Annotated in this window: 20 protein-coding genes; 12 read left to right on the forward strand and 8 right to left on the reverse strand. The window is 45.3% G+C overall.

The annotated features are described in order from the left end of the window. Nucleotides 1-179: 179 nt before the first annotated feature. From typA to LZG74_RS23540, 11 genes are all read left to right on the forward strand, one after another. Nucleotides 180-1,994, forward strand: coding sequence for a translational GTPase TypA (gene typA / locus LZG74_RS23490; RefSeq protein ID WP_026631849.1), 1,815 nt, complete (start codon nucleotides 180-182; stop codon nucleotides 1,992-1,994). 293 nt (nucleotides 1,995-2,287) lie between these two features. Further along, a complete protein-coding gene (locus tag LZG74_RS23495; RefSeq protein WP_026631848.1) occupies nucleotides 2,288-3,562 on the forward strand; it encodes a Glu/Leu/Phe/Val dehydrogenase in 1,275 nt (424 codons plus the stop codon). 201 nt (nucleotides 3,563-3,763) lie between these two features. Then, nucleotides 3,764-4,855 (forward strand): cell wall metabolism sensor histidine kinase WalK, encoded by a 1,092-nt coding sequence (locus tag LZG74_RS23500; protein ID WP_233798942.1) that lies wholly within the window; start codon nucleotides 3,764-3,766, stop codon nucleotides 4,853-4,855. 28 nt (nucleotides 4,856-4,883) lie between these two features. Continuing rightward, complete coding sequence (locus tag LZG74_RS23505; RefSeq protein ID WP_026631846.1) at nucleotides 4,884-5,183, forward strand: Dabb family protein; 300 nt, start codon at nucleotides 4,884-4,886, stop codon at nucleotides 5,181-5,183. 218 nt (nucleotides 5,184-5,401) lie between these two features. Continuing rightward, the gene (locus tag LZG74_RS23510) at nucleotides 5,402-5,716 is read left to right on the forward strand and encodes a hypothetical protein (RefSeq protein WP_233798943.1); all 315 of its coding nucleotides are present in this window, start codon (nucleotides 5,402-5,404) and stop codon (nucleotides 5,714-5,716) included. Between the two features lie 78 nt (nucleotides 5,717-5,794). Beyond that, on the forward strand, nucleotides 5,795-7,435 hold the full coding sequence (locus tag LZG74_RS23515; RefSeq protein WP_233798944.1) for a fatty acyl-AMP ligase: 1,641 nt from the start codon (nucleotides 5,795-5,797) through the stop codon (nucleotides 7,433-7,435). Between the two features lie 111 nt (nucleotides 7,436-7,546). Then, complete coding sequence (locus LZG74_RS23520) at nucleotides 7,547-7,795, forward strand: acyl carrier protein (protein ID WP_233798945.1); 249 nt, start codon at nucleotides 7,547-7,549, stop codon at nucleotides 7,793-7,795. Between the two features lie 49 nt (nucleotides 7,796-7,844). Next, nucleotides 7,845-9,038 (forward strand): cytochrome P450, encoded by a 1,194-nt coding sequence (locus tag LZG74_RS23525; RefSeq protein ID WP_233798946.1) that lies wholly within the window; start codon nucleotides 7,845-7,847, stop codon nucleotides 9,036-9,038. Between the two features lie 7 nt (nucleotides 9,039-9,045). Further along, entirely contained in the window at nucleotides 9,046-10,455 is a 1,410-nt protein-coding gene (locus tag LZG74_RS23530) for an MBOAT family protein (protein WP_233798947.1), read from the forward strand. A 32-nt stretch (nucleotides 10,456-10,487) separates the two neighbouring features. Beyond that, complete coding sequence (locus tag LZG74_RS23535) at nucleotides 10,488-11,459, forward strand: hypothetical protein (RefSeq protein WP_233798948.1); 972 nt, start codon at nucleotides 10,488-10,490, stop codon at nucleotides 11,457-11,459. Between the two features lie 10 nt (nucleotides 11,460-11,469). Continuing rightward, nucleotides 11,470-12,855 carry a sodium:solute symporter family protein gene (locus LZG74_RS23540; protein ID WP_233798949.1) on the forward strand — a complete coding sequence of 462 codons (1,386 nt, stop codon included), beginning with the start codon at nucleotides 11,470-11,472 and terminating at the stop codon, nucleotides 12,853-12,855. A gap of 3 nt (nucleotides 12,856-12,858) precedes the next feature. Here LZG74_RS23540 and LZG74_RS23545 read toward each other — a convergent pair whose 3' ends face one another. The 3 genes from LZG74_RS23545 to LZG74_RS23555 form a co-directional block, all read right to left on the reverse strand. Next, nucleotides 12,859-13,860 (reverse strand): quinone oxidoreductase, encoded by a 1,002-nt coding sequence (locus tag LZG74_RS23545; RefSeq protein WP_233798950.1) that lies wholly within the window; start codon nucleotides 13,858-13,860, stop codon nucleotides 12,859-12,861. Between the two features lie 54 nt (nucleotides 13,861-13,914). Further along, complete coding sequence (locus LZG74_RS23550) at nucleotides 13,915-14,493, reverse strand: TetR/AcrR family transcriptional regulator (protein WP_233798951.1); 579 nt, start codon at nucleotides 14,491-14,493, stop codon at nucleotides 13,915-13,917. 85 nt (nucleotides 14,494-14,578) lie between these two features. Next, entirely contained in the window at nucleotides 14,579-15,373 is a 795-nt protein-coding gene (locus LZG74_RS23555) for an SDR family NAD(P)-dependent oxidoreductase (RefSeq protein WP_233798952.1), read from the reverse strand. A gap of 56 nt (nucleotides 15,374-15,429) precedes the next feature. Between LZG74_RS23555 and LZG74_RS23560 the strand changes: the two genes are divergently transcribed. Beyond that, complete coding sequence (locus LZG74_RS23560) at nucleotides 15,430-16,308, forward strand: PIG-L family deacetylase (protein WP_233798953.1); 879 nt, start codon at nucleotides 15,430-15,432, stop codon at nucleotides 16,306-16,308. An 11-nt stretch (nucleotides 16,309-16,319) separates the two neighbouring features. Here the strand turns inward: LZG74_RS23560 and LZG74_RS23565 are convergent, their stop codons facing one another. Genes LZG74_RS23565 through LZG74_RS23585 form a run of 5 tightly spaced genes read right to left on the reverse strand, consistent with a single transcriptional unit; the run spans nucleotide 16,320 to nucleotide 20,718 of the window. Further along, a complete protein-coding gene (locus LZG74_RS23565) occupies nucleotides 16,320-17,090 on the reverse strand; it encodes a class I SAM-dependent methyltransferase (protein WP_233798954.1) in 771 nt (256 codons plus the stop codon). Beyond that, a complete protein-coding gene (locus LZG74_RS23570; RefSeq protein WP_233798955.1) occupies nucleotides 17,087-18,007 on the reverse strand; it encodes a glycosyltransferase family 2 protein in 921 nt (306 codons plus the stop codon). Before LZG74_RS23570 ends, LZG74_RS23565 begins: the two co-directional genes overlap by 4 nt. Then, the gene (locus LZG74_RS23575) at nucleotides 18,004-19,101 is read right to left on the reverse strand and encodes a DegT/DnrJ/EryC1/StrS aminotransferase family protein (protein WP_233798956.1); all 1,098 of its coding nucleotides are present in this window, start codon (nucleotides 19,099-19,101) and stop codon (nucleotides 18,004-18,006) included. The genes LZG74_RS23570 and LZG74_RS23575 overlap by 4 nt, the downstream gene beginning before the upstream one ends. Beyond that, nucleotides 19,098-19,484, reverse strand: a complete 387-nt coding sequence (locus LZG74_RS23580) for an FdtA/QdtA family cupin domain-containing protein (protein WP_233798957.1) — start codon at nucleotides 19,482-19,484, stop codon at nucleotides 19,098-19,100. Before LZG74_RS23580 ends, LZG74_RS23575 begins: the two co-directional genes overlap by 4 nt. A 34-nt stretch (nucleotides 19,485-19,518) precedes the next feature. Next, on the reverse strand, nucleotides 19,519-20,718 hold the full coding sequence (locus LZG74_RS23585) for a hypothetical protein (RefSeq protein WP_233798958.1): 1,200 nt from the start codon (nucleotides 20,716-20,718) through the stop codon (nucleotides 19,519-19,521). Between the last annotated feature and the right edge of the window lie 140 nt (nucleotides 20,719-20,858).

Here is a 20,858-nt window from a genome sequence, read left to right on the forward strand (position 1 = left end):
GCAAACCGCATTTTTCGGCTGGTAACAATAAATTAATTGTAAAATACTGTTATTCAGCAGAAAAAGTCTGTACATTTGCACCCTATTTGACAAAAAATCAGTCAAACTAAAAGCAAAACGGTTTACTGCCGGTTTTAAGCCGCCGAAAGAACAACCGTAAACAATTGATCTATAAAACAATGCAAGCCATTCGTAACATCGCAATCATTGCGCACGTTGACCACGGTAAAACTACATTGGTTGACAAAATCATTCACGCTTCAAAGTTATTTCGCGATAACCAGGAGTTTGATGACCTAATCCTTGATAATAATGATCTTGAAAGGGAGCGTGGTATCACCATCACTTCTAAGAACGTATCGGTGCGTTACAAAGACGTAAAAATCAATGTAATTGATACACCAGGTCACGCAGACTTTGGTGGTGAAGTGGAACGCGTACTTAAAATGTCTGATGGCGTTTTGTTGCTTGTTGATGCATTCGAAGGCCCTATGCCACAAACACGTTTCGTACTAGGCAAGGCAATCGGCCTTGGCTTGAAACCAATCGTGGTTGTAAATAAAGTAGATAAAGAAAACTGCCGCCCGGAAGAAGTTCAGGAAAATGTATTCGACCTGATGTTCAACCTTGGCGCTACCGAAGATCAGCTTGATTTCGTTACCGTTTACGGTTCGTCGAAACAAGGATGGATGGGCCCGGATTGGAAAACACCAACGGATAACATTACATTCCTGCTGGATACCATTATCGAATCAATCCCTGCACCGGTTATTGACGAAGGAAATGCACAAATGCAAATCACTTCTCTTGACTACAACGCATTCGTAGGCCGTATCGCGATCGGTCGTGTGAAACGTGGTGTGCTGAAAGAAGGCGCTAACATGATGCTTTGCAAAGCTGACGGCGTTTTCAAGAAAGTGAAAATTAAAGAATTGCAAATATTTGAAGGACTGGGTCGTGTGAAGGTTTCCGAAGTTACGGCTGGTGATATCTGCGCAGTGACTGGAATCGAAGATTTTGAAATTGGCGATACACTTGCTGACGCTGAAAATCCAGAACCACTTCCACGTATCGCTGTGGATGAGCCCACGATGAACATGCTCTTCACAATCAATAATTCTCCATTCTTCGGTAAAGAAGGCAAGTTTGTAACATCACGTCACCTTCGTGACCGTTTGATGAAAGAAACTGAAAAGAACCTTGCATTGCGCGTTGAAGCAACAGATACAGAAGATAAATTCCTTGTTTTCGGACGTGGTATCCTTCACTTGTCTGTGTTGATCGAAACAATGCGTCGTGAAGGTTATGAATTGCAACTAGGTCAGCCTCAGGTTCTTTTTAAAGAAGACGAAAAGGGCGAACGCCTTGAACCAATCGAAACATTGGTTGTGGACGTGCCGGAAGCAACTGCTGGAAAAGTGATCGAATTGGCAACACAGCGTAAAGGTGAGTTGTTGATCATGGAACCAAAAGGAGATTTGCAACACCTTGAATTCGAGATTCCTTCAAGAGGTTTGATCGGATTGCGTTCAAATGTATTGACTGCAACACAAGGTGAAGCTGTAATGACGCACCGTTTTAAAGAATTCGGAACATTCCGTGGACCGATTCCAGGACGTATCAGCGGTTCGATTATTTCGAAAAATACAGGACCTGCGACAGGGTATACGATTGATAAATTGCAGGATCGCGGACGTTTCTTCGTGGAGCCAGGTGATGAAATCTACGGTGGTCAGGTTATTGGAGAGCACAATCGTCCGAACGACATTGTTGTAAACTTGCAAGAAGCGAAGAAATTGACCAACATGCGTGCTTCCGGAACAGATGATGGTTTGAGGATCGCTCCAAAAATCAACTTCTCTCTTGAAGAATCGATGGAATATATCCAGAAAGATGAATATCTGGAAGTTACACCGCAAAGCATGCGTATGCGTAAAATATATCTGGAAGAAAACGATCGTAAACGTAATTCCGGAAAAATGGAAATGGCGTAACAGCGATTTAGCATTATACTGAAAGGAGGCATAAATTTTATGCCTCCTTTTTTATTTTTTACGAATTCAGATTTCGGAGAAACCCTTGCAGGAAATTTGGGATAATCGGAGAAACCAAGGCCATAATTTCAAGGATCGCATTGCGCATAAAACATTCTACTTATTTGCATTTTTTATACTATTTCAAGATTAATTGGTTTTTTATTTTTATAAAATATAATCAATTATGTTTGTATTGACCAAGACAAAATTTTCATTAACATACTTAATATCAATACTTTAAATAATTAAAAATGTCATATATAGAACCGGCTCCAATTAAGGACAAAGAAAATCCATTGGAATCAATGATGCAGCGGTTTGATAAGGCCGTTGATCTTTTGGGAATCTCAGAGGAGATGTACCATATTTTGAAAGTGCCTCGCAAGCAAGTCATTGTAGGACTGCCTGTTATGATGGATTCAGGGCAAATTAAAACCTTTGAAGGTTACCGCGTTATACATTCGACAATCCTTGGTCCCAGCAAAGGCGGCATCCGCTTTGATCCGGATGTAAACCTGGATGAAGTGCGTGCGCTGGCTGCGTGGATGACCTGGAAATGTGCGGTGGTGGATATTCCTTATGGTGGCGCCAAAGGAGGCGTTGCGTGTAACCCGCGCGAAATGTCGGCGGGAGAAATCGAACGTTTGATGCGTGCTTATACAACTGCGCTTTTGGACGTTTTGGGGCCGGATCAGGATATTCCTGCGCCGGATATGGGAACGGGCCCAAGAGAAATGGCATGGCTTATGGACGAATATTCCAAATCAAAAGGCATGACGATCCCGGCCGTAGTTACGGGCAAACCTTTGGTACTGGGCGGCTCTCTGGGCCGTACAGAGGCGACAGGACGCGGCGTAATGGTTTCGGCATTGGCCGGGATGGAGAAACTGCGCATTAACCCGTATCGCGCAACAGCTGTGGTTCAGGGCTTTGGTAATGTGGGTTCACATGCCGCTTTACTTTTACGCGAAAGAGGTGTTGCCATCCACGCGATCAGCGATATTTCCGGTGCTTATTATAATGATAAAGGTATCGACATCGCGGCAGCAGTGGCGTATCGGGATGCAAATAAAGGCTCACTGGAAGGTTTTTCGGGAGCAGAGCCTATTCCCGGCGACGATTTGCTGACATTGCCCGTTGACGTGCTCGTGCCTGCTGCAAAAGAGGATGTTATAACAAGAAAAAATGTCGCCGGAATTCAGGCGAAAATGATCGTAGAGGGTGCAAATGGCCCTACTTCGTTCAAAGCAGACGACATTATAAATGAAAAAGGAATCATGGTTGTGCCGGACATTCTGGCCAATGCTGGCGGCGTAACGGTTTCCTATTTCGAATGGGTGCAGAACCGGATCGGTTATAAATGGACGCTGGAACGCATTAACCGCCGGACAGACCGGATCATGCAGGATTCGTTCGATAAGGTGTACGAAACGTCATTGAAATACAAAGTGTCGCTGCGGATCGCTGCCTACATTGTTGCCATTGACAAAGTGAGCAGCACTTATAAATTCCGCGGAGGATTTTAATTTTAGTCCATCTGACAAAAGGCAGTTTTCTTCACAGAGAACTGCCTTTTTGCATTTTAATCCGCTTGGTAACATTAAGGAAATATTATTAAACCACAAGCCCACTTATGCAATAGAGTTTTCTTGCAAACAGAATGTTAACTTTAAGGTCGAAACTAAGACGGCGAACGGCTGAATGCCAACGCTTTTTACACCAAGATCATGTCTCTAAGTCCCCGCTTTATTGCTTTTATACTGGCATTCCTGATTTCCCTGATTACCACTTCTTTTCTGGCTTTTGTGGAAGGAGTTTCGAGGGGAATGATGTTCGTTTCGGCTATATCGGCCTTTATTTCCTCGTTTTTTCTGGTTTTGTATGCCGTTGACATTCTGGTTTTCCGGGAAGTGAACAAAATGTACAGGACAATTCACAAGCTTAAAATGAAGGATTTCAACCTCGCTCCAAGGAAGAAACTCATCACGGAATCCAATCCGCTCAAAACCATAAACGATGAGATTTTTGTTTATGTAACCAAAAAACAAAAGGAGATCGATGAGCTGAAAAAGCTGGAATTGTTTCGCCGGGAATTTCTCGCAGATGTTTCCCATGAGTTCAAAACACCGATTTTCGCTGCACAGGGCTTTATCCACACATTGCTCGACGGCGCGATGGATGATGAGAATGTGAGAGAGCGGTTTCTGATCAAAGCTGCAAAAAACCTGGACAGCCTGGATGTGCTTGTGAAAGATCTGCTGGTGCTTTCACAAATGGAAACGGGCGATATTAAGATGAACATTGCGCCTATCGACATTCGGTTGCTGGCGCTGAACATTTTCAGCAGGCTCGAAAATATCGCGAAAGATAAAGATGTGACATTCAAGGTAAAGCCCGATGAGCTGGCCGAAGTATGGGTGCTGGCGGATGCGGACCGCATGGAGCAGGTGATGCTGAACCTGATCGAGAATGCTGTGAAATATGGCAATGAAGGCGGAAAAGTTATCGTGCATTTCAGTGAGGGGAAAAAATTTGTAGAGATTGCCGTCCGGGATAACGGCCCCGGAATTCCGCACGAGCATTTGAACCGCATTTTTGAGCGCTTTTATAGAATTGACAAGAGTCGCAGCAAAGAAATCGGCGGAACAGGGCTAGGTTTGGCAATTGTAAAGCACATCCTGAATGCGCATGACACCAAAATTGCAGTCATGTCCAAACCTGAGAAAGGAACCACTTTTTCATTTAAGCTCGAAAAGGCATACATTAGTCCCGCCTCTGAAAGCATTCCGGAAGCGGCTGCTACACAAGCGAATCCTTAATATATTTTTAACTTATAAACGATTACCCATGTTTGTTCACAACGTATTTTTTTGGCTGAAAGAAAAAGATAACGAGGAAGCGAGGCAGGCACTTCTTGCCGGCATTAAATCCCTGGAAGCCATTGAATCTATCGACTCTGTATTCATTGGCCCTCCTGCCGCTACGCGCCGCCCGGTGATTGACGCGACTTACGACTTCGCTGAAATCCTGGTTTTTGCTGATGAGGCAGCGCATGACGTATATCAGGTTCATCCTTTGCATAAGAAATTCGTAGACGAATGCGCGCATCTCTGGGAGCGTGTATTGATCTATGACGTGGAAGCATAATTGCAAATGTTTGTTAACAAGTTATCCACACCGACCCTGTGGATAACTTGTTAACAAACTTATAAATTCTGCATTTACAGTGCCTTACCTGCCATTTAGGTTATCCATATCGTGTGGATAACTGTTTCAAAGCTTCCCCTTACTTCTCTGCGAGGTCACTTGCAGGCACTAATAAATGGTGAAAATCGTTTTATAATAGTACAAAACGACTTAAAGCCATGAGATCAAATAGAATGGTGCTGTCTGTTATCGTGACGATCATTGCAGCAATAAGCATATCTTCCTGTACATACAGGTCACACGGGCCAGGTTATGGTTATGACTACGGATACGGACCCAGCTATGGTTACCGTTATCACAGAGTGCCACCTCCGCCACCAAGAGTTGTGGTTGTGAAACCGCATCCTCAGCACCGGAAAGTAATTCGCGCCGATCGTTATAATTCCAGCCGTTATAGCAACAAGGCTTACAAACGCCAATACAATAATGGCAATCATTACGGGCAGCGAAACAGAACGCGCGGGCCGAGATAATTTTGAAATAAAGCATTGAAAAGCAGTACGATTAAGATCATTTCTTAGTCGTACTGCTTTTTTTATACCTTTGGTTTCATGGATCTATTTAACAGACTGGAAGTCTATGCCCGGCAGTTTCCGGACAAGCTTGCTTATGGATTTGTGGAGAAAGAGGGTGGCTTGTCTGAAACGCTTAGCTATGCAACATTACTGGAAGCGGTGAGGGCGGCTTCCGGCCAGCTGGCTGACATTTGCCAGCCGCGCGCCCGGGTTATCATCCTGTTGCCTGCCGAAGCGGCATTTATTAAAGTGTTCCTCGGTTCATTGCACGCCGGCCTCATTGCAGTGCCATGCCCCATTGGTTATTCCGAACCGGCTATTCAAAGGATTTTAAACATTATAAAAGACTGCGAAGCCTCGCTCATCATTACCAATCAAAAGTCCCTTAAAATGCTTTCTCAAAGGCAAACGGAGGCTTCCAGGACATTAAGAGCATTGGACATTCAGTGGTTTTTTACAGATGAGCTTAGTAATGATGTTTCTAAACAAACAGCGAAGCAAGTTTCTGCTCCCGATGAAACTGCCTATCTCCAATATACGTCGGGTTCAACAGGTCATCCCAAAGGCGTTATGGTTAGCCATGCCAATCTTACTACCAACCTAAATGCGATCAACAATTGTTTTGGCCGAACGGCTGCGGACACTTCCGTAACCTGGCTCCCGCATTATCACGACATGGGCCTGGTGGACGGACTGCTTTCCCCTGTTTTCACAGGCGGCACCGGGCTGATCATCTCTCCCATTTTATTCATTACCAAACCGTTATTGCTGCTCGAAACAATTTTCCGTCATCAGGCAGCGGTTTGTGGCGGACCCGGGTTTGGACTCGATCACTGTGTGGCCCGGATAAAGCCCGAACAGCTGGAAACATTGGATCTCAGTTCCTTGCGTGTACTATATGTGGGTGCAGAACCCGTACGCATTGCCAGCCTGGAAAAGTTTGCTGAAACGATGCAAGTAACTGGTTTCAAGAGAGAAAGCCTGGTTCCAGCCTATGGGTTAGCAGAGGCAACGCTGGCTGTAAGCTTGCACTTGCATGGCACGCCAATGATGTTCCGGCCCATATCGGAGACGAACGCGAAAATGGTTGTGGCTTGCGGCCCGCCCGTTGAGTCCACCAACGTTACTATTGTCGAACCAGAGCTGAATTCAATTCAGAAAGACGGAGAGATAGGAGAAATTTGGGTGCGTAATGAAGGCGTTGCGCTGGGTTACTGGGAAAATCCTGCTACCACCAATATGACTTTTAAAGCATTTACGGCGTGTGGAAAAGGTCCGTTTCTGCGAACCGGCGACTTAGGCTTTTTGTCTGACGGACAGCTTTTTATCACAGGCAGAAAGAAGGAACTGATCATTATTCGCGGGACAAACTATTATCCGCAGGACATTGAAGAAGTGGTGGGTGCCTGCCATGAGCACATTCAGCCGCATGGAACCGCGGCATTTTCTATTGAAACCGAACAAGGTGAAGAACTGATGATCGTGAGCGAGGTTAGAAACAATGCTCAAAATGAAGATGATACGGATGAAATTAAAATAAATATTGCCAATAGCGTAGGTCTGGCGTTTGGTTTGGTGCCCCATAAAATTGTGCTCGCAGCGGTTGGGAAATTGCCAAAAACGTCCAGCGGGAAAATTCAACGGTTGAAAGCACGGGAAGTTTTTAATATAAATTAGGCTTTCTTTTATCACCACTTAATCATTTAAGCCGCTTTTTTCCACTAAAAACGGATAAAATCCCTATTTTCACCGCATTAAAATCTTACTAACGCTCCCTTAAACCGCACCATGGATAAGACTTATACCGAAATCTCCGGCTGGATCATTGAGCGTATAGCGCATCATGCAGAGCTCAATCCTGAAAAGGTTACCCCGGACACAGACATTGTCAACTTCCGCCTTGATTCCCTTTTAATGGTCAACATCACTTCTGAGCTCGAAGAATGGCTGGGAATGGAACTTAGCCCCTCTATTTTTTGGGAAATGGGCACCATTGCAGCCACAACCGAATGGATCCTGGAAAATCAGGAAGCCTGATTTATCGCCCCTACTGCCTCAATTCAACCTTTCATTTAACGTCTTGCATATGTCCGTAGCGGCTATCTGGTCATCTCAAAACAAAATCAGTCAAAATTACGCTGACCTGATCGATGATGTGCGAAAAACCAATCCCGTGCATTTGAATGTGTTTGGGGACTTGGTTGTGATGGATTACAAAAACGTTAAGAAGATCTTTGCCGACTCCGAAAACTTTCAAAACTTCGATTTTAAGGAACGTTTTAAAGTCGTTTCTGCCATTGCAAACAATAATCCTGCACTTCTGGAATTTGGCGAAAGCTTGCGCCACTGGCTGCTGTTCATGAATGGTGAAGCACATGCCGAACATCGGAAAATGGTTAACAAAAAGTTCTATGAGGCTAATTACGAGCACATTACTCTGGAAGCGACCCAGGAAGTGATAGGTGCATATCAGGATCAGGAAGAAGCGGATCTGGTAGAGATCACAAGGAAATTCAGCTTCCTCATTATCAGCAAGATCATTGGTTTAAGAAGTGAGGATTACGATTTTATCCAAAAGTTCTCATACGTCATTACCCTGATTTTTGAAAAAACACTAAATGTAAAAGACTTGCTGGAATGCGCGCATATGTCGAGGCAATTCCGTAGTTACCTTGGCGAGACGCTTTCCAGGCAGGAAAAAGAGCTGACTAACAGCCTGTTACTGGAAATGCAGGAAATTATGGGCAGCACCCGGGTGAATGAACTGATCGGAACATGGGAATTTCTGGTCAATGCTGCTACGGAAACCACCACATTGCTGCTTACGAGAAGCATTGCTACATTGATTGAGCATAAGGACATCGCCATAGATTGGAATGCGCACGACGGCTGCGCAATCGCAGTTGAAGAGCTGATCCGCTATGTTAGCCCTGTAAACTGGATTCCGCGACAAGTGAAAGAGGATATGGAATTTGCAGGTTTACAGCTCAAAAAGGGAAAAACCGTGCTGCTAGGCATCGCCTCCGCCAACCGTGATCCTGACATTTTTCAAAATCCCGAAACGTTTATACCTACACGTAAACCCAATCCGCACATTGGGTTTGGATTTGGAATCCATCATTGCATGGGCGCCCGTCTCTCCCGGTTCGAAATGCAGAAATTCCTGCCCCGGTTCATGGCAGCGTTCCCAAACATCCGCCTGCATCCCGACAAGCCTGGTGAATGGGATTCGAAAGTGTTTTTCAGAGGTCATAAGCATTTGCCTGTGCTTCTAAAATAAAGGCTTAATGATCAAATTCACCGATTTTACATATTTCCTGCTCCTTTTCCTGATTGTTGCAGCTTACTATAACACGCCCCAGACCAAGAAATGGATCTTTCTGCTGATCCTGAGCGTGCTTTTTAATATGAGCTGGAGCGGCTATTATGTGTTTGTTTGGCTTGGGCTGACGGCGATCTGTTTTCTCGGAGGTCAGTATTTGGGAAATCCGGCACATTCAAAAAAGAAGCGCAAAACGCTGCTGACCTTATTAATCGTCATCTGCCTGTTGCCGCTGCTGTTCTTCAAATATCTGATTCCCATCAACAATTCCTTTTCGCCGGTGGTTTTGAACTGGTTAGCGCCCATCGGGATATCCTATTATACATTTCTGATCATAGGCTATCTTACCGACGTGCAACGGAAATACATCAAACCCGAGCCGCATTTTGGCTATCTCGCACTCTATCTGGGATTTTTCCCGACTATGCTGGCCGGTCCGCTGGAACGTGCCAGGCAGCTGATCCCGCAATTAAAAAATCCTGTTAGCTACGATCCTGAGAACATTAAGGCTGGGATTTTCTTTATTGTCTGGGGTTTGTTCAAAAAAATGGTTTTGGCTGCCAGGTTCGCAGATCACGTCAATCCCGTGTTCGACCAGCCAGAAAAATACACCGCAGTTTCTGTGACATTAGCCGTTCTCCTCTTCTCAATCCAGCTCTATTGCGACTTTTCAGGCTATTGCGACATTGCCACCGGGTCGGCCAGGTTACTTGGTATCCGGCTAAGCAAAAACTTTGCGAACCGCTACTATTTCACCCCTTCCCGCACCGAATCCTGGAACTCCTGGAACATTACGGTCACATCCTGGTTCCGCGATTATGTGTTTTTCAACATTAGCAAAGGCGTTACCAACAAAACAATGCTCGAAATCAACCGCCTGCTCACCTTTGTGGTCACGGGATTATGGCATGGGCCGAGCTGGTCTTTTGTGATCTGGGGTTTTTTGCAATGGGCCTACATTAATTTTGAGATCAGGACAAAACGCTTTTGGGAGCGGTTTTATAGCGGTCTCGGTCTCCGGATTGGGTCAAATCCACATACTGTTTTACGCATTATCGTCCGTCTGCTTACAGGAACGCTCATTATGGGCTGGTTTCGGGCGGCGGAGCTGGACAGTGGTTTGCGGTTGTACAGTGCAATGTTCGGGTTTCAGTCGGGCGCACTTTCTATTTTCACTTCCGGCTTCGGCTTGACGCTTGCCTTGTTTTTAATTTTGGATTTTATAAATTATCAAATGGGTGAAAAAGAGGACATTGCTTCCTTTTTGTTAAAAAGAAATCCCGTGCAGCGAAACCTTTCCTTCCTGGTTTTAGTCCAGCTCGTCCTCATTTTCGGGCAGATCACCGTTGCTAATTTTTACTACATTCAATTCTGAAAACCAACCATTTATGTACTCCCGAACACACAATGGTTAAAAAAATACTGCTCTGGATCGCGCTGTTTCTTGGCTTTAAAATAGCCGTCGTCCTGATTGTTGGTCTGCTGCCGGCAGACCCGCGCCGTGACATTGCAACACGGGAAAAGCATCGGCAGGCATTCGCTCCTAACGCTGTTTTTATCGGAACCAGCCGCACGCTTTACGGAATCAATCCTTTGATTTTTGATTCGCTGAATGCTGGACAAACACGCAGTTATAACATGGGATTATTCAGCCTTTCCATAGCCAATTCGCTTAACATTGCACGTCATATCATTGAAAATGACCCTAAAACCCAGATCGTCTTTATAGAATTAAGCGCACTCGATTACAGCACCATACACATGACGCCGGATCTGGTTTTTAACGATGTCTATTTCAGAATGCGTGCAGACGAAGCAACTGTTAATCCTGATGATCACGGTAAATGGAGCGATTTCCTGAGCGACTTTAATACAACCCTTTTCCAGACATTCTCCATTGCGCCGCAAATTGCAACATTCAAAAAATGGATCAACCCGGTAAATGACCCCATTGAAGGACCGCCAAATCTGGAAATAAACGGCTTTCAGGATGTAAATCTGACAATTCCGGGTTTGAATACAATGGTCATTAACAATCGTTTTTATACGAGAAAACTCACAGCTTCATCTGATCACCCCGCTCCGAATGTATATTTTCTCACCGCAATAAATGAAGTGATAACACTAGGCAAAGCCTATCGCAAACGGGTCATTTTTTACATGCCCAATAATGTTACAAAGGGCGAATATGAGCTGCTGGCGCAGGTTACGCCCTACATTCCGCAGGCAAATTTCATTTCCTTACCAAAAGATCCAACTTTGGAAGCTATCTTCAAACCCGGGAATTTGTTTGATTCACACCATCTCAATGCAAAAGGATCAGGCATTTACACGCGCTATTTGTATGAGCAATTCTCTAAAAAACCCGCCAATTTCTAATTGATTTTCAATGCTTGCTGTTTCCATTCTCGCATATCTGCTGGCTAACCTGGGCATTGGCCTTTGGGCGTCCCGCAGAATTTCGACAACACAGGATTTTGTTCTGGCAGGCCGGCGGCTACCGCTCATATTGGCCGCTTCCGCAACTTTCGCTACGTGGTTCGGCTCAGAAACCATTATGGGCGCACCCACGGAATTCGTTGAGCATGGTGTATTAGGCGTCATTGAAGACCCGTTTGGCGCTTCGTTGTGCCTGTTGCTGGTGGGATTATTTTTTGCCAGGCGATTCTATAAAATGAACATTATCACCTTCTGCGACTTTTTCAGGATCCGGTATGGTCGCAACGCCGAGCTGCTGTCGGCTCTTTTAATCATTCCTTCTTATTTCAGCTGGATTGCCGCGCAGTTGCTTGCGATGGGCATTGTCTTGAAAGTCGTGCTGGGCTGGTCCTTAATGACTTGTATTTTAGGCAGTTCCGTGGTCGTGATCCTTTACACGATCTGGGGCGGAATGTGGTCGATCTCCATTACGGACTTTGTGCAAACGATTATGATCATCGTCGGCCTCGCCATTGTGGCAACCGTTCTTTACAATAAAGTCGGTGGTTTTACGCCGCTGATTGAAGCTGCACCGCCAGGTTTTTTTAAGTTTTACCCGGATTTTACATTCAAGGCGTCCGTAGAATATTTCGCTGCCTGGATCACGATCGGACTGGGATCAATTCCACAACAGGATGTTTTTCAAAGGGTTATGTCTGCCAAATCCGCTAACGTTTCGGTAAAAGCAACATTATTGTCATCGCTCATGTACCTGACAGTGGCATTGCTTCCCCTGTTCATAGGCTTATGCGGCCATCATCTTTACCCAGAATCGGACAATGATGGGCAGCTGATCATTCCTAATATGATCTTAAAGCATATGGGACTGCCTTTGCAAATCGTGTTTTTCGGTGCATTGGTTTCTGCGATCCTCAGCACGACGAGCAGCGCGATTATGGCCCCGGCAGCCGTTTTGGGAGAGAATATTTTCAAATTTTTCAACCCAACATTAACCGACCAGCAATTGCTCCGCATCATTCGCTGTGGTATTGTGGTGATTACGGGCATATGTATTGTGATGGCCGTTCGGGGCGACAGCATTTTTGAACTGGTTGCAGAATCCTCCGCTTTCAGCCTGGTATCCCTGTTTGTTCCACTCGCAGCCGGCCTTTACTGGAAAGCCACGAATCAGTTGGGTTGCATTTTGTCAATGCTCGCAGGCCTGGTCGCATGGCTGGTTTGCGCATACATGGAAACAGCATATCCGCCGCTGATCTTCGGCCTGCTCGCCAGTATTGTTGGCATGCTCACGGGCATAGTCTGGGAAAAGGTCTCAGCAATAAAAACGGCTTCCTAGTGCCTACGGGATCATTATCACGGACCCTTTCGTTTTGCGCGATTCAATGTCGCTATGTGCCTGTGCTGCTTCCGAAAGCGGATATTTTGTAATGTTTATTTTGCCAAATATCCCCGCTTGCAATGCTGAGAATGTATCGCTGGCAAACAAATGCAAACTATCGTAATCCGAAATGTAAGCATTCAGCACCGGTGTAAGCATAGCAATCGACTTTGCGCGTAAAGCTGCATGATCAATGTGTTCGGGCTGACCTGATGAGGACCCATACAACACGATCTTTCCGCCTTTTTTCACAATTCCAACAGATTCAGAAAATGTGTCCTTACCAACACCGTCATACACCACATCCACTCCCTTTCCATCTGTAATTGCCAAAACCGATTTCGCAAAACCCTCACAGCCCACCAGAAGAACATGATCTGCACCATTGTCAAGCGCCGTCTGCTTTTTTCCTTCCGAACCCACCGTTCCGATCACCGTCGCACCCAGCGCTTTGGCCCAGCCAGCAACGAGTGACCCTACGCCGCCCGCAGCAGCGTGTACAAGCACTACATCGCCGCGTTTGACTTTGAAGGATTCTTTCACCAACATTCTGGCTGTAAATCCCTTCACCATAATGGCAGCAGCTTCTTCCAGGCTAACATCATCGGGAACATGCACAAGCTGGTGCGTTCCTATCATGCGCATTTCGGCATAAGCGCCCGGAATAAAATGATAAGCCACACGATCGCCGACTTTGAAATCAGTAACCCACGGCCCGATTGCTTCTATAACCCCGGCAGCCTCAACTCCAGGCACATAAGGGAACGATTTAACAGGAAACATGCCGCTTCTGAAATACGTATCCACGAAGTTCAATCCGATAGCGGCCTGCCTGAGCAGCACTTCGCCCGGGCCGGGTTGGTCCAGTATATCCTTGCTGTATGTAAGCACGGAAGGGCTTCCCTGCTTGCTGATTTTTATAGAGCTCGATTTATAAGTTGTCTCTTTAATAGTATCTAACATGGCTATCTGTTCAAAAATAATTACGGAACGGCTGTTCCATAATCGGCATTCATCTTACTTTTTTATCGACCTGATCAGAAAGTCGGCCTGCTGTTTCAACATTTCCGGATCCCCATATACGAGAAACAGTTGCCAGAATCCCGTAAAATTGGAAACGATAAAATTGGCCAGCACGGCAGGATCTCTTTTTGCATTAATCTCATCTGCTTTTTGAGCCTTTCTGATCAGGTCTTTGAGCACGTTCACAACGCTGCCTGTATTTTCTTTTAATATCGCATGCACTTCTTCGTCATCCGAAGCAAGCTCAAAGGCCGATTTCACGCCCATGCAAGTTTTTCCTTCCTCGATGGTCCTGGCGGCAGCTCTTTTAATGATCTTTTCAATCGCTTTAACAGGAGACTTTGCAGCGTCGGTTGCCTGCAAGTAATCATTCAGCATGCCGTCCGAATAGCTTTTCAGACACATTAAAAACAAGCTGTGCTTGTCTCCATAAGTGTCATAAATGCTGCCTCGGTTCAGGCCCATGGTGTCTACAAGATCCTGCATGGAGGTTGCCTGATATCCTTTTTGCCAAAAAATATCCTTCGCTCTTTCCAGCTTCTCTACGGGTTCAAATGCTTTGGTACGTGCCATAATTAACAGACAATTATTACAGAACGATTGTTCCAAAATAAACCATTTTTAGTCAAATACATGCAACACCATGATAGTCAATTCACTAGATAATAAATTTGGCAACGCCACCATCCACTTTCAACGCCGAGCCATTGGTGCCGGAAGACAGCGGACTAGCCACATAAGTAACCAGGTTCGCTATTTCTTCAACCGATGTAAAGCGTTGCAGCAACGAAGTAGGGCGCGCATCCTTAAAGAAATCCGTTTCTGCTTGTTCTGTTGAGACGTTATTTGCAGCACCAAGTTGTTTGACAAATTCCGCCACGCCTTCCGATTTGGTTGGCCCCGGCAGCACGGAATTAACCGTAACATTTGTGCCCTTTGTCAATTCGGCCAATCCCCTGCTTGCAGCCAGCTGAGCCGTTTTGGTCATGCCGTAATGAATCATTTCTTCGGGGATGTTCACTGCCGATTCGCTGGAAATGAAGATGATACGGCCCCAATCCTTCGCGATCATTTTTGGAAAATAGTGACGGGATAAGCGCACACCGCTGAGCACATTCACTTCAAAAAACTTGAACCAATCCGCGTCCGTAATGTCTGTAAATGCCTGAGGCTCAAATATTCCGGCATTGTTGATCAGTATATCAATTTCAGGAAGGTTTTCCAGCAACGCATTCACTTCTTCTACTTTGGAAAAATCGGCTGCCAAACCAGAAACAGCGCCGGATGGATTATTTTCTTGCAGGCGCTGAACAGCCTCCGCTACTTTCGATTGTGTTCTGCCGTTGATCACGACATTAGCCCCTTCTTTCAATAAATTTTGAGCAATTGCAAAGCCTATTCCCTGGGTAGAACCGCTGATAAATGCCGTTTTCCCTTTCAGTTGTAAATCCATGTCATGTAAATTTTGTAAATTATCCTGATAACACTTCACTTTAAGAAATCGTCCGCATGAAAAACATTTATCTTTTCATTTTCTTCATCATTACCATTGCCGCACACGCACAAAGTCCTCGCGTATTGCTTGTTACGGCACATCCTGATGACGAGACAACATTCCCAGTGACCATTTTCAAAATTACGCACGAACTGAAAGGGTCGGCCGACCTTGCCTTAATTACGGATGCATCAGGCGGTTATAACGGGCTCGTGGCATCGTCCTATTATGGCATGAGCCTGGTGGATTCTGTCGTTGGCAGGAAACATCTGCCTTTGATCCGAAAAAAGGAAATCCTGGCTGCCGGCGAAGTGCTGGGCATTGGCAACTTTTTCTTCCTGGACCAGCTTGATGATTATTACAACCGCAACGAAAAGCCCTATCTGGAAGGGAAAAACTGGAACATTAAATATGTAGAAAGTCGCCTTGATGAAATTCTGGCGAAAGGAAATTATGACTATGTCTTTTGCCTGGTTCCAAATGAGGGCCAGCACGCCCATCATAAAACGGCCTCAATCAGCGCTATAAGGGCTGTTCAGCGCTTTAAAGGTGATAAAAAACCCATTGTATTGGGCGGGCAAACGCAAAACAAAGGCACTATTTCTAAATTCACCCGGCTGGATGGTTATCCCGAAACAGCGATCAGCTTAACAGCCCCGATTTTCGAATTTGACCGGACTTACGGTTTTGGGGAAGATAAAAAACACAGTTATATGATCGTAGCGGACTGGGTTAAGGCAGCGCATAAGTCACAAAGCGGCGATATGAACCAGGCGATGCATCGCGGCGATCTGGAAACCTTTCTCTATTTCGAAATGAACGGCGCTACGCGGATCGGTGAAGTGAAAGATCTGTTTGAAAAGATCAATAATGCAGGTTTCTCCAAAAAATAGCCAGTGCGATGCTAATCTTTGCAAACCAATGTCATAAACAAAGAGCTGCCAAATGGCGCTCTCGGGATCAGTAACTGCTCGGTTTTGGTGATGCCTTTTAAAATGGAATTGACCAGTTTACCAGGAAATTTCACGTCCGAATCCAAATGTTCCGTATTAATCTTCTGCTTGCGGATCTGGTAATTTTGCCATTGCCGGACAGCTAAAATGGGCAGCGACAATGCGAAGGGCCAGTAAGTGTTGTGCTTGATGACTAATCCCGAGGCTTTTGCATAATGTATAAATTGTTCCAGCTTAAACCTCCTGAAACTCCCAACGGCCAAGTCATGTGTGCCGGAAAAGGCTTCAAACGCATGAATGTTAATAATGATCAGACCATTTTTGTTAAGCTTTCTTTTGAATCCTGCTAACGCCTGAATGATTTCTTCATCGGTTAGGAAATAAAGCGCATCGTTGCAGGAAATCAGGTCAAACGTCTCGCCCGGTTGAAACGCATTGACGTTCTTTAAATCGCCGAAACCAACATTCAGATTTCGCTCCCGGGAAAAATCAATGGCGTGCTGCGAGTAGTCAAATCCGGCGAGATCAGCATATCCGGCGTCTGTCAAAAATGACAATAAACCGCCTGTTCCGCACGCAGCATCGAGTATTTTAAGGTTATGCTTACCAATGCCGAAATGCGCTTTAATCGCATTTAAAACCTTTTCGTGCAGCACCTGATACCACCATAGCATCCGCTCCACCTCATACATGCGCTGGTACTCGAGTCTGTTATCGATCATATGGCCTCCGCGCTATTGTATTTTATAACATATTGAGGCTGACCGCTCTGCGCCATAAAACTTTTACCGATATACTCTCCTAAAACACTCAGTAATGTGCATTGAATGCCGCCGATGGAGATTAATGTCGCGGTGACGACTTGCCAGCCTTTTGGATCAGGCCCCATCACCCATTGTACGGTAAGATAGCAAAGCAGCAGAAATCCGAACAGGGACAAACCCAGACCGATGGGCAAAAATATGCGGATAGGGAGAGAAGAATAGCAAAATAAGATATTGAGAAACAAGGAAATAAGCTTCTGCCAGGTATAATTGGAGGCTCCCTCTTCCCGCTTTAAGTGGGTAACCTGAACGGTTCCGATGTTGCGCGTGATCCTGAAAATGAGCCCGTCAATGTATGGGTAAGGGCCTTTGTATTTCGTAATTTCCTGCACAACCTCCTGACGGATCAGCTTGAAACTCGACAAGTAAAGGTCCTTTGGTTTGTTCAGCAGATAACTCGTGAGCCAGTTGACCAGCTTGCTTCCCAGATTACGCCCTACTGAATGTTCTTTTTTGGAATAATAAGTGTAAACCACATCATTACCATCGTTTTCGGCCACCTTTATCAGTTTCAAAATCTCTTCCGGCGGGTTCTGAAAATCATCGTCGATCATGACGCAATAATCGCCGTATGCCCAGTTCAGGCCGCAAATGACCGCATTGAATTCGCCGTAATTCCGGCGCAGCGAGATGAAACGGACATTGGCATAATGCTCGGCCAGTTGCTTGCAGACTTTTTCCGAGCCATCCCTGCTGCCGTCATTTACCATCACTATTTCAAAACTGACCTCCGCCAATGCGGTCTGCAAAGTTTCCACGAGCGGCCCGATCGTTTTTTCGCTGTTATATACCGGAATGACAACGGATAATTTCATTGCTGATAATCGAATTGGTTAACGGTTTGAATGATATAAGTAACCTCCTCGTTCGTTAGCACCGCATTTAATGGCAAACTAATCACTTCGTTGTGAATTCTTTCCGTTATCGGCAATATCAAATCGTTATATTCCGAAAAAGCCTGCTGCTTGTGGATGGGCAAAGGATAATGCACATTGGTTTGAATGCCATTAGCATCCAGATATGCGATCAATCTGGAGCGATCCGGATGCCTGATCACAAACAAATGCCACGCATCATCCTGAATGCGGTCAGCTGGCGGTAAAATCAAATCCGTTACTTTGATTTCACTTAAATAACGCGCTGCAATTTCTCTTCTCCGATCATTTTCCGCGTCGAGAAAGGGAAGTTTGACGTTTAATATCGCAGCTTGAATTTCATCCAACCGACTATTAACACCCTGATAATCACTTTTATACCGAACCTGCGACCCGTAATTACGCAGATATCGGATCTTTTCAGCCAGCGCTTCGTCTGCCGTTGTAACAGCACCCGCGTCACCAAGCGCACCCAGATTTTTGGTAGGATAAAAACTGAATGCTGTTGCGTCGGCCATGCTGCCGGCTTTTTTATTTTGATAGATCGCACCGTGCGCCTGGGCGGCGTCGGTAATTACTTTCAGGCCATGCATTCGGGCAAGCGCCATGATCGGTTCCATTTCGCAAATGCGCCCGTAAAGATCTACTGCAATGATCGCCCTGGTTTTTGAGGTAATCTTTTCAGCAATTTTATCAGGATCCAGAAGCATAGTAACCGGATCCGGCTCCACAAAAATGGGTTTGAACCCTAAATAAGCAACCGGCAAAACCGATGCGATATAGGTGTTTGCAGGAACAATTATCTCGCTCTCCCCGGGAAATTCGTAAGCCATGAGAATCAAACCAATGGCATCAAGGCCATTGGCCACGCCCACGCAATGTGCTACGCCACAATAACTTGCAAATGATCTCTCAAAAGCTTTCAGCTCATTTCCCAGAATATACCAGCCCGACCGGATTACGCGCAGCGAGGCTTCTTCAATGGCATCAAGGTAAGGTGCATTAACCTCGTTCAAATCCAGGAAAGGGATCATTGCGATACGGTGTGTTTCTGCAAATATGGTTCGTCAATGTAGTCGGCAACGTCGTAGTACTCGTTGGAAAGCACCAGCAGGATGGCGTCTTGCGTAAATGAGTCCATAATGTGCCAGTCTTTGGGTTCCAGAATGAGGCAGGATGCAGGGTTATCGAGATCGAAATACTCCTCTTTTTCTCCATCATTGGAATACACCCGACAGCTTCCGTGAATGCAGATCAGCGCATTCCATGTTTTGTGATGCCTGTGCCCGCCACGCTGGGTTTCCCCGGCTCCATAAATGTAAAATACACGTTTGATTGTGCCCGGGATGATCTTTTCAAAGACCGTCAGATTGCCTGCACCGGTATTGAAAGTGTTTAACTCAACTAATTGTGGCATAAATAGATTTACGGGTAAGAGCGTTTTATAATTTTCAGCGAAATAGATTCCAGGACATCGTTTGATCCAACAGCATGAATAACTTCATAGGAAGTGGTTCCAGCCATAAAATCTTGTTATAACCCATATAAAAAACCTGCGGATGCCCGACACAAATGAGCATTGTAAAAAAAAGTATAAGCTTCAATGACGATAGGGACGCCGTTTTATACAAAATGAAAAATGCGGCAAGTATAAAAGGGAAACCATAGGAAAGCGCCCGGTCGATATCATGTACGTAAATGCCTGTTGCTACGAGGATTGAAAAGCCAATAAACAATGCGCCGATCAGCCAGTAACGCCTGGTGAGGAATAACGCCAGCAAAGCACTTCCCATTAACAGCCAGGTCCCTTCAAAAGCCGACCAGATGCTGCTGCCAAGCCCGTTCCGGTGTGCGCTGGCAAACAAAACGGGCGTTCCGATGGTTGAATAGCTGTGATTGGGAAAGTAGGTAGCCAGAACATAATTCCGGACTCCGAAATAACAGATCCAGGCGATCCATACAACAGCACTCTCGCCCAGCAATCCGGCCTTAATCATCCCTGAAGGGCTGAAATCGTTCTTTTCGTAAGCTTTTACAACAATCCACCAAAGCAGCAGATAACCGCCCGCGACAACCGCCCGCTCGTCCGTAAAAAAGGCAATTTGTAATGAAATAAAAATGACGAAAGGGTTACGGCTAAGCAATGCTGTCAGCAGGAAAAAGTAGGCAAAACCATCACCGTAGCCGTGAATGTCTGCGAATGTCCAGACACTGACGAAGATATTTGCAATGGCAAGGACAAAAAAACCGGTGATCACTTTGTCCCCCGAAACCTTAAAAATATACTTGCCAATATTATGAAGAAATAATACACCGCATAACGCCTGCGCCATCAGGATCAGGACTACATTATGATTGGTAATGAATGACAGGAACGGCAATGTCCATCTCAGGATCATATTTTCACGGCGGACATCGTAGTCCATGTCTTTCGGATGAAAAAGATCTTGTGCCTGATTTTGGATAAAAACCCATGCATCGAGTTTTGCACCATTGGTTTTCAGATGTGAGACAAGCAGCGAATAAGGCGGAAATGCGAGAAAAAGAGAAATCAGGACAGACAAAAGCGCCAGTTTCAACAACCAGTTTTTGTCCGATAATTTCGCTGCAAACCAGGAACTAAAAGACTCGTAGAAATTCTCTAAAAGCATAAACTCGTGTAGGGCAAATTGTACCCAAATATACATTTTAATGTTACATACAATGACAGGCTGCGTTTACACCCACAAACCATTTTTTAATATCAGCGTATATAGATAAATCGTAAATACTATACTATTTTTGGAAAAAT

The organism is Dyadobacter sp. CY327 (assembly GCF_021390415.1).
GTDB lineage: Bacteria > Bacteroidota > Bacteroidia > Cytophagales > Spirosomataceae > Dyadobacter > Dyadobacter chenhuakuii.

Bases quoted from the DNA above. Each gene is read 5' to 3' on its own strand.
- LZG74_RS23520 (WP_233798945.1), top strand. From the start codon at position 7,547: ATGGATAAGACTTATACCGAAATCTCCGGCTGGATCATTGAGCGTATA.
- LZG74_RS23530 (WP_233798947.1), top strand. From the start codon at position 9,046: ATGATCAAATTCACCGATTTTACATATTTCCTGCTCCTTTTCCTGATT.
- LZG74_RS23510 (WP_233798943.1), top strand. From the start codon at position 5,402: ATGAGATCAAATAGAATGGTGCTGTCTGTTATCGTGACGATCATTGCA.
- LZG74_RS23495 (WP_026631848.1), top strand. From the start codon at position 2,288: ATGTCATATATAGAACCGGCTCCAATTAAGGACAAAGAAAATCCATTG.
- LZG74_RS23560 (WP_233798953.1), top strand. From the start codon at position 15,430: ATGAAAAACATTTATCTTTTCATTTTCTTCATCATTACCATTGCCGCA.
- LZG74_RS23545 (WP_233798950.1), bottom strand. From the start codon at position 13,860: ATGTTAGATACTATTAAAGAGACAACTTATAAATCGAGCTCTATAAAA.
- LZG74_RS23500 (WP_233798942.1), top strand. From the start codon at position 3,764: ATGTCTCTAAGTCCCCGCTTTATTGCTTTTATACTGGCATTCCTGATT.
- LZG74_RS23585 (WP_233798958.1), bottom strand. From the start codon at position 20,718: ATGCTTTTAGAGAATTTCTACGAGTCTTTTAGTTCCTGGTTTGCAGCG.
- LZG74_RS23580 (WP_233798957.1), bottom strand. From the start codon at position 19,484: ATGCCACAATTAGTTGAGTTAAACACTTTCAATACCGGTGCAGGCAAT.
- LZG74_RS23550 (WP_233798951.1), bottom strand. From the start codon at position 14,493: ATGGCACGTACCAAAGCATTTGAACCCGTAGAGAAGCTGGAAAGAGCG.
- LZG74_RS23505 (WP_026631846.1), top strand. From the start codon at position 4,884: ATGTTTGTTCACAACGTATTTTTTTGGCTGAAAGAAAAAGATAACGAG.
- LZG74_RS23575 (WP_233798956.1), bottom strand. From the start codon at position 19,101: ATGATCCCTTTCCTGGATTTGAACGAGGTTAATGCACCTTACCTTGAT.
- LZG74_RS23565 (WP_233798954.1), bottom strand. From the start codon at position 17,090: ATGATCGATAACAGACTCGAGTACCAGCGCATGTATGAGGTGGAGCGG.
- LZG74_RS23525 (WP_233798946.1), top strand. From the start codon at position 7,845: ATGTCCGTAGCGGCTATCTGGTCATCTCAAAACAAAATCAGTCAAAAT.
- LZG74_RS23515 (WP_233798944.1), top strand. From the start codon at position 5,795: ATGGATCTATTTAACAGACTGGAAGTCTATGCCCGGCAGTTTCCGGAC.
- LZG74_RS23535 (WP_233798948.1), top strand. From the start codon at position 10,488: ATGGTTAAAAAAATACTGCTCTGGATCGCGCTGTTTCTTGGCTTTAAA.
- LZG74_RS23555 (WP_233798952.1), bottom strand. From the start codon at position 15,373: ATGGATTTACAACTGAAAGGGAAAACGGCATTTATCAGCGGTTCTACC.
- typA (WP_026631849.1), top strand. From the start codon at position 180: ATGCAAGCCATTCGTAACATCGCAATCATTGCGCACGTTGACCACGGT.
- LZG74_RS23540 (WP_233798949.1), top strand. From the start codon at position 11,470: ATGCTTGCTGTTTCCATTCTCGCATATCTGCTGGCTAACCTGGGCATT.
- LZG74_RS23570 (WP_233798955.1), bottom strand. From the start codon at position 18,007: ATGAAATTATCCGTTGTCATTCCGGTATATAACAGCGAAAAAACGATC.